The following is a 6,384-nucleotide window of genomic DNA, read 5'->3' as shown; positions in this document are numbered from 1 at the left end:
CAGACCGCGTCTCCGGCGAACTTGACATAGGCCATGCCGGGCAGGCCGGTCTTGACCTGCTGGATGTATTTGCGGAGCAGCTCGGGCGCGATGCGCGCCTTGATGCGGAACATCAGCTTCTGCCGCTCCTGTGCGGTCTCGACCGTCTTCGGCGTGAACTGGGCGACATCCGACACCATCGAGATCGAGGCGGGAATGACGTAGCGCGGCGCGGCGTCGAGCACGATGCGCGCCTCCGCGCCGAAGGCGACGCGCCCCGCCTGCTCGGTCGGCAGGAAGAAGGTCATGTAGACATCGCCGAGATCGACGAGGTTCAGCACGCGCCCTCCGGCCGCCACGACCTCGCCGGGCTGGGCGACACGGTATTGCACGCGCCCGTCGCGCGGTGCCTTGAGTTCGCTGTCGGCGAGATCGGCATCCAGCCGCTCGATCGTCGCCTGCGCCGCGACCACGCTCGCCTCGGCCGCAACGACCGCCGATGTCGCGGCGCCGATCGCGGCCATGCTGGCGGCAAGCTGGGCCTTGGCGGCGCCGACGGCGGCCCTCGCGCCCTCGGCGCGGGCCCGGTCATCGTCGCGAACCTGCTCGGAGGCATTGCCGCGATCGGCGAGTTGCTCGGTTCGGACGAGACGCTTCTGGGCCGCGTCGTATTCGGCCTCGCGCTGGGCGACGACCGCCGAGGCGGCCTCCCTCTCGGCCTCGCGCTGCGTTACCTGGCTCTTTGCCGTATCGATGCCGATGACAGCGCGCCGCAATTGCGCGTCCGCCTCGCGCCGCTGGGCCTGGAGCTGGTCCGTATCCATCCGGGCGATGATCTGGCCGGCCGTGACGAAATCGCCCTCGTTGACCATAATCTCCCGGATACGGCCGGCGCTGCGCGCGGCGATGTCGATCTCGACTGCCTCGATCCGGCCATTGCCGCCAGCGATGCCCTCGGGCAGATCGCCGGGTTTGAAGCGCTGCCAGCCGACATAGGCCACGCCCGCCACGATAAGGGCGGCCAATCCGACCAGCCAGCCGCGCTTCATACCCATCATCTCACGTCATCCTCTTGCCGGCCGCCGCATGCGCGGCGACACAGATCTTCAGGTCTCGCTCGTCGGCAGGAAGGCGCCGCGCAGCTTCGCGAAGGCCGCCTGCGCATCCCGTCCGGCCTCGCTCCAGGCATCCTGGACGAAACGCGTCTGCACAGACGCGACATCCGAGATCTGCTTACAGCGCGACAGCTCGCCGACGAAATCGGCCTGCCGGCGCATCAGCGCCTCCGTCTGCGCGAGGACGCCGGACATAAGTTCTCCGAACGCGGCCGGCCTGTCCGTCCACCACGCGAAGACGGCCTCGGCGGAGGGCATCGCCCCTGTACCGGGCGCGGCATCGGGAGCAGGTTGAGCGACGGTTTTGTCCACAGCCATGGCGGGAGCCCTTCCATCTGTTGCACGCCCCTGAGCAGCAGGGCGAGAGGCAGGTGAACCCGGAGCCGAGCGTCACGCATTGATTCATGTCAACGATTGTTGATAAAATTACCGTATTGTCCCTGCATCCACGCGGCAAGACGAATTCTCGGATTTCATGGCGATCGAGACGACCATCCGGCGCTCCGGCCTGCGCACGCGGCAGCGCATCCTCGATGCCGCGATGCTGCGTTTCTCACAGCATTCCTACGAAGAGACGACATTGCGCGAGATCGCGGCGGATGTCGGCGTCGATGTCGCGCTCGTGCATCGCAGCTTCGGTTCCAAGGAAGAGCTGTTCACCGCCGTCCTCGAGCTGTCCTTCGACGACGGCTTGCGGGAGGCCATGGCCGCGCCGGACCTCGGCGCGGCACTGACGCGGCATTTCTTCACGCATCGACGCGATTCGAGCCTGCGGGTGGTCGATCCTCTCCATATCGCGATCCGTTCCCTCGGCAGCGAGCGGACCCAGCCGATCCTGCAGCGTTTCGTGCAGCAGATTTTCATCGCCCCCCTGACGGAGAGGCTCGGTGCAGGTGGCGAGCAGCGGGCGGCGCTCATCGTCTCCGCCTTCGCCGGCCTCGCCATTCTTCGCGACGTGCTGGAGGTCAAGGGACTGCGCGACGACGGCCGGAACACGATCCAGCTCCTGCTCGAGCAAATCGTGACGACCTGCATCGCCGCGCCAGGCGGCACGATCCCGCATGACGAAAGCGGCCTGCCCGAACCGGGCTGACATCACCGCCAGCGGCAGGGCGGACGCTGAAACGTGGAAAGGCGCGACATGACACCCGAAAGGACGGCGATCCCCTCGGCCGGCACGGATTCCGACGCCCTCGGGCTGGAGGCCTTCGGTTCGATCGACCGGATGCGCGAGGCGCTGACGGCGCAGTTCAGCGGCGGGCTTTCGCCATCGGCGCTGGCTCTCGCCTATTTCGACTGGTCGCTGCATCTGGCAAGCGCTCCGGGCAAGCGCGCCGAACTGGCCTACAAGGCCGGGCGCAAGCTGAACCGTCTCGCGGCCCATTGCGCCGCAGCGCTGACGGCCCCCGACACCGCGCCCTGCATCGAGCCCCTGCCCGGCGATACCCGTTTCAGCGCGGAGGCTTGGCGCCGACCGCCCTTCAGCTTCTGGTCGCAGGGCTTTCTGCTCAGTCAGCAATGGTGGCACAACGTCACCCATGAGGTGCCCGGCGTCAGCCCGCATCACGAGGAGGTCGTCTCCTTCGTCGCCCGGCAGATGCTCGACATGGTCTCGCCGTCGAACCTGCCCTTCACCAATCCCGAGGTGATCGAGAAGACCCTCGAAACCGGGGGAGCCAATCTCGTCCAGGGCGTCCGCAACTGGGTGGAAGACTGCAACCGCATGATGACCGGCCAGCCGGCCGCCGGAACCGAGGATTTCGTCGCCGGCCGCGACGTCGCGGTCACGCCCGGCAAGGTCGTCTACCGCAACCACCTGATCGAGCTGATCCAGTACGCGCCCACCACCGAGACGGTCCATGCCGAGCCGATCCTGATCGTGCCGGCCTGGATCATGAAATACTATATTCTCGACCTCTCGCCGCACAACTCGCTGGTGAAATTCCTGGTCGACGCCGGCTTCACCGTGTTCATGATCTCGTGGCGCAATCCCGAACCGCGCGACCGCGACATCAGTTTCGACGATTATCGCCGGCTCGGCGTCGACGCCGCGGTTGCAGAAGTCGCCCGGATCGTGCCGGCAGTGGGAATCCATGCGGTGGGGTATTGCCTCGGCGGCACCTTGCTGGCGATCGCCGCCGCCGCGATGGCCCGCGACGGCGTCAACCGATTGACCTCGATCACCTTGCTGGCGGCGCAAACCGATTTCACCGAGGCCGGCGAGCTGACGCTGTTCATCAACGAAAGCCAGGTGGCGTTTCTCGAGGACATGATGTGGGACCGCGGCGTGCTCGACACCACGCAGATGGCGGGCGCGTTCCAGATCCTGCGCTCCAACGATCTGATCTGGTCGCGGGTGGTGCACGACTATCTGATCGGCGAGCGCGCCCCGCCGAGCGATCTGATGGCGTGGAACGCGGACGCGACGCGGCTGCCGTATCGGATGCATTCGGAATATCTGCGCAAGCTGTTCCTCAACAACGATCTCGCCGGCGGCCGCTATGCGGTCGACGGCCGGCCGGTGTCGCTGTCGGACATCCACACTCCGATGTTCGTGGTCGGTACGCTGCGCGATCACGTCGCGCCCTGGAGATCCACGCATAAGATTCATTTTCTTGCCGACGCCGAGATCACCTATCTCCTGACCAGCGGCGGCCACAATGCCGGCATCGTCGCGCCGCCCGCCGACCATGGTCGTTCCTACCAGGTGCTGACCAAGCCGGCCGACGCGCGCTATATCGGCCCCGACGATTGGCTGAGACTGGCGCCGCATGTCGACGGTTCGTGGTGGACGGAGTGGGTGCGCTGGCTCGGCGCGCGATCCGGCGACATGGTCGCGCCGCCGCCGCTCGGCGGCCGCGGCGCCGATAATTTGGCGTTGCCTGACGCGCCCGGCAGCTACGTGCTGCAGCGCTGAGTTTGCAGCTATCGCTCGGTGATCGAGCGCACGGCGCCATCGCCGCCCAGCGCCACGGTTGCGCGTTGCCGCGTCTGTTCCGGCGTGCCCGCGGCGTCGACCAGCGTCCAGTCGATGACGCCGGCATCAAAGGCCTGCTGCGCCGCGGCGATCTCGGCGGTGGCATCCGAGGCGTCGCCGACCCTGCGGCTGACGCGGTCGATCCGGGTCGCCAGATCGGCGGTCAGAAACAGGCCGTCGAACCGCACTTGCGCGCGTGCGGCGACTGCGGCGATGGCATGGCGTTCGTCCTCGCGCGCAAATACCGCATCGACCATCGCCGAATGGCCTTGCGCGACAATGCGCGCGGCGCGTGTTGCCAGCGTTGCATAGACCTCGGCGGTGACCTCGGGACGATAGGCCTCGGGCGGCAGTCGGTCGGTGTCCTTGACCTTGAAAAGCTGTTTGCGCGTCACGTCGGAGCGCAGCACGATCGCGCCGGGCAAGGGGGCGATGGCGCCAGCGAGGTCGCGCGCCAGCAGCGATTTGCCGGTGCCGGACAGGCCGCCGATCGCGATCAGCCGCGGCGGCGGCGGCGCGATCAGCCGGCGAGCCAGCGCGAAATAGCGCTCCGCGCTGCGTCGGATCTCCGCGCCTTGCGCCTGATCCCGCGCCGGCCGCGACAGCATTACATTGGCGCGGATCGCGGCGCGCATCGACATCAGCAAGGGCAGTGCCGACAGCGCGTCGAGATGGTCGTCCGACGTGCTGGCGAGATAGCGGTTGAGCACGACGCAGGCGGCGCCCGCGCGGTCATAGTCGATGAAATCCATCATCACGAAAGCGAGGTCGTAGAGCACATCGGTCGAGGCGATCGAGGGGTCGAATTCGATGGCGTCGAACAGTACCGGCTTGCCCTCGATTACTACGATGTTGGCCAGATGCAGGTCGCCATGGCAGCGCCGCACGTGGCCCTGCTCGCCGCGGCGAACGAGCAGGGGTTGCAGCCGCGCAAACGCGGCGCGGCTTAAGGCATCGAGCGCGTCGATCTGCGCGGCGTCGAAGCCGCCGGCGCGGAACGCCTTGCCGTTGCCGGCGATGATCCGCGATATGGAATCGATCCAGGGCGCGGTTGCGGCGAGCGGCGCCGCCGCGTGCGAAGCGGCGATCACGTCGGCGATGTCGCGCAATAGCGCCGGCCGCGGCGCGCCATGGCGCGCCAGATGATCGACGGTCTGTTGCTCGTCGAACCGCGTCATCTCGACCGCCCATTCCACCACCCGGCCGCCGCCATCGATCTCGAACCGGCCGTCGTCGCGCTGCGTAATCGGAACGACGCCGCGATAGATCTGCGGCGCGAACATCCGGTTGACCGTCACTTCCTCGTCGCAAGCGGCTTTGCGCTTCGCCAGGGTCGAATAGTCGAGATAGGGAAACCGCACCGCGCGCTTGATTTTCAGCGCCCGGTCACCCGCCAGAAACACCGCGGCGCCGTGCGTATTGATGACCTGCACCGCTTCATCGCCATGGCTTGCCGGATTCGCCAGGAAGGTGAAGATTTGCTGTTGCAGATCGTCGGATGCACAAGAAATTACCATGGATCGGTACATTTACGGGCAGTGTAAAGCGAACTTCACAACGGGAACAACTACCGCAAGCTGTGTAGATCAGCAGCGACGAGCGACTATAGCTCAATCGACGCGGTAGTTTGACTTTGATCAATTCAAATCCGCAAGGCTGCGGTGTAGTGGACAGGGCGGGCGCGCCGCGACAGCGTGGCACGCTTGATTCTGCTGTTCCATGTGATCGGCGAGAATCCGACGTGACGCACAGATCGATTGGACAGGACTTGTACAGATTTCTCGAAGCGAATGTGGCCGGTTATATGACGCGCGCGGTGAAGGCCGTGAAGCGCGATATGACCATGCGCGAATTGCAGGAACTGTTCAATCGCGACGATTACAACGCCTATCCGGTCGAAGAGGACGGCGAGGTGATCGGGCTGGTGACCAAGTACGATTTTCTGAAGTGTTTCGCCTTCGCGCCCATTCACATGGTGCCGCACTATGACGAATTGATGAATCGCACCGTCGGCGACGTGATGACGCCGGATTTCATCTATGTGCACCCGGAGATCAAGCTGACGCGGGTGCTGCAATTGATGATCGACCATCAGACCAGAAGCATCCCGGTGGTGGACAACGACCGCAAGCTGATGGGCATCATCTCGCGCGAAGACATCATGCACGCGCTGTCGGACTGCACGCGGCATTGACGCCGGCATTGCGCCCGCTCGCGAGGCATCACCGCAGGTTGTGAGCGCTGCGCCGATCCGTCGCGCCGGATCGATTTTGGTGCGGCAAGGCTCGACTTCACGCCCGCGAGATGTTGGTA

Annotated in this window: 6 protein-coding genes; 3 read left to right on the top strand and 3 right to left on the bottom strand. The window is 65.9% G+C overall.

The annotated features are described in order from the left end of the window. The coding region (locus VGC77_RS19645) for an HlyD family secretion protein (RefSeq protein WP_414709700.1) at window positions 1–1,037 on the bottom strand (1,037 nt) is incomplete at its 3' end. 48 nt (window positions 1,038–1,085) lie between these two features. Next, window positions 1,086–1,412, bottom strand: a complete 327-nt coding sequence (locus VGC77_RS19640; protein ID WP_331173245.1) for a hypothetical protein — start codon at window positions 1,410–1,412, stop codon at window positions 1,086–1,088. 157 nt (window positions 1,413–1,569) lie between these two features. Here VGC77_RS19640 and VGC77_RS19635 point away from each other — a divergent pair, with 157 nt between their 5' ends. Together VGC77_RS19635 and VGC77_RS19630 are read left to right on the top strand one after the other, a co-directional pair. Then, window positions 1,570–2,187 carry a TetR/AcrR family transcriptional regulator gene (locus tag VGC77_RS19635; protein WP_331173244.1) on the top strand — a complete coding sequence of 206 codons (618 nt, stop codon included), beginning with the start codon at window positions 1,570–1,572 and terminating at the stop codon, window positions 2,185–2,187. A gap of 48 nt (window positions 2,188–2,235) precedes the next feature. Next, window positions 2,236–4,011, top strand: coding sequence for a PHA/PHB synthase family protein (locus VGC77_RS19630; protein ID WP_331173243.1), 1,776 nt, complete (start codon window positions 2,236–2,238; stop codon window positions 4,009–4,011). A gap of 8 nt (window positions 4,012–4,019) precedes the next feature. On the opposite strand, the gene VGC77_RS19625 is transcribed toward VGC77_RS19630, so the two are convergent. Continuing rightward, window positions 4,020–5,588: an AAA family ATPase gene (locus VGC77_RS19625; RefSeq protein WP_331173242.1), complete on the bottom strand. Its 1,569-nt coding sequence runs from the start codon at window positions 5,586–5,588 to the stop codon at window positions 4,020–4,022. A 251-nt stretch (window positions 5,589–5,839) separates the two neighbouring features. Here VGC77_RS19625 and VGC77_RS19620 point away from each other — a divergent pair, with 251 nt between their 5' ends. After that, window positions 5,840–6,265: an HPP family protein gene (locus VGC77_RS19620; protein ID WP_331173241.1), complete on the top strand. Its 426-nt coding sequence runs from the start codon at window positions 5,840–5,842 to the stop codon at window positions 6,263–6,265. The last annotated feature ends 119 nt before the right edge of the window (window positions 6,266–6,384 follow it).

It is taken from the genome of Rhodopseudomonas sp., assembly GCF_036404135.1.
In the GTDB taxonomy this organism is placed as follows: Bacteria; Pseudomonadota; Alphaproteobacteria; order Rhizobiales; family Xanthobacteraceae; genus Rhodopseudomonas_A.
This window is presented reverse-complemented; position numbering and strand designations above follow the sequence as displayed.

Coding starts and splice junctions, on each gene's coding strand:
- VGC77_RS19625 (WP_331173242.1), bottom strand. CDS start 5,588: ATGGTAATTTCTTGTGCATCCGACGATCTGCAACAGCAAATCTTCACC.
- VGC77_RS19630 (WP_331173243.1), top strand. CDS start 2,236: ATGACACCCGAAAGGACGGCGATCCCCTCGGCCGGCACGGATTCCGAC.
- VGC77_RS19635 (WP_331173244.1), top strand. CDS start 1,570: ATGGCGATCGAGACGACCATCCGGCGCTCCGGCCTGCGCACGCGGCAG.
- VGC77_RS19640 (WP_331173245.1), bottom strand. CDS start 1,412: ATGGCTGTGGACAAAACCGTCGCTCAACCTGCTCCCGATGCCGCGCCC.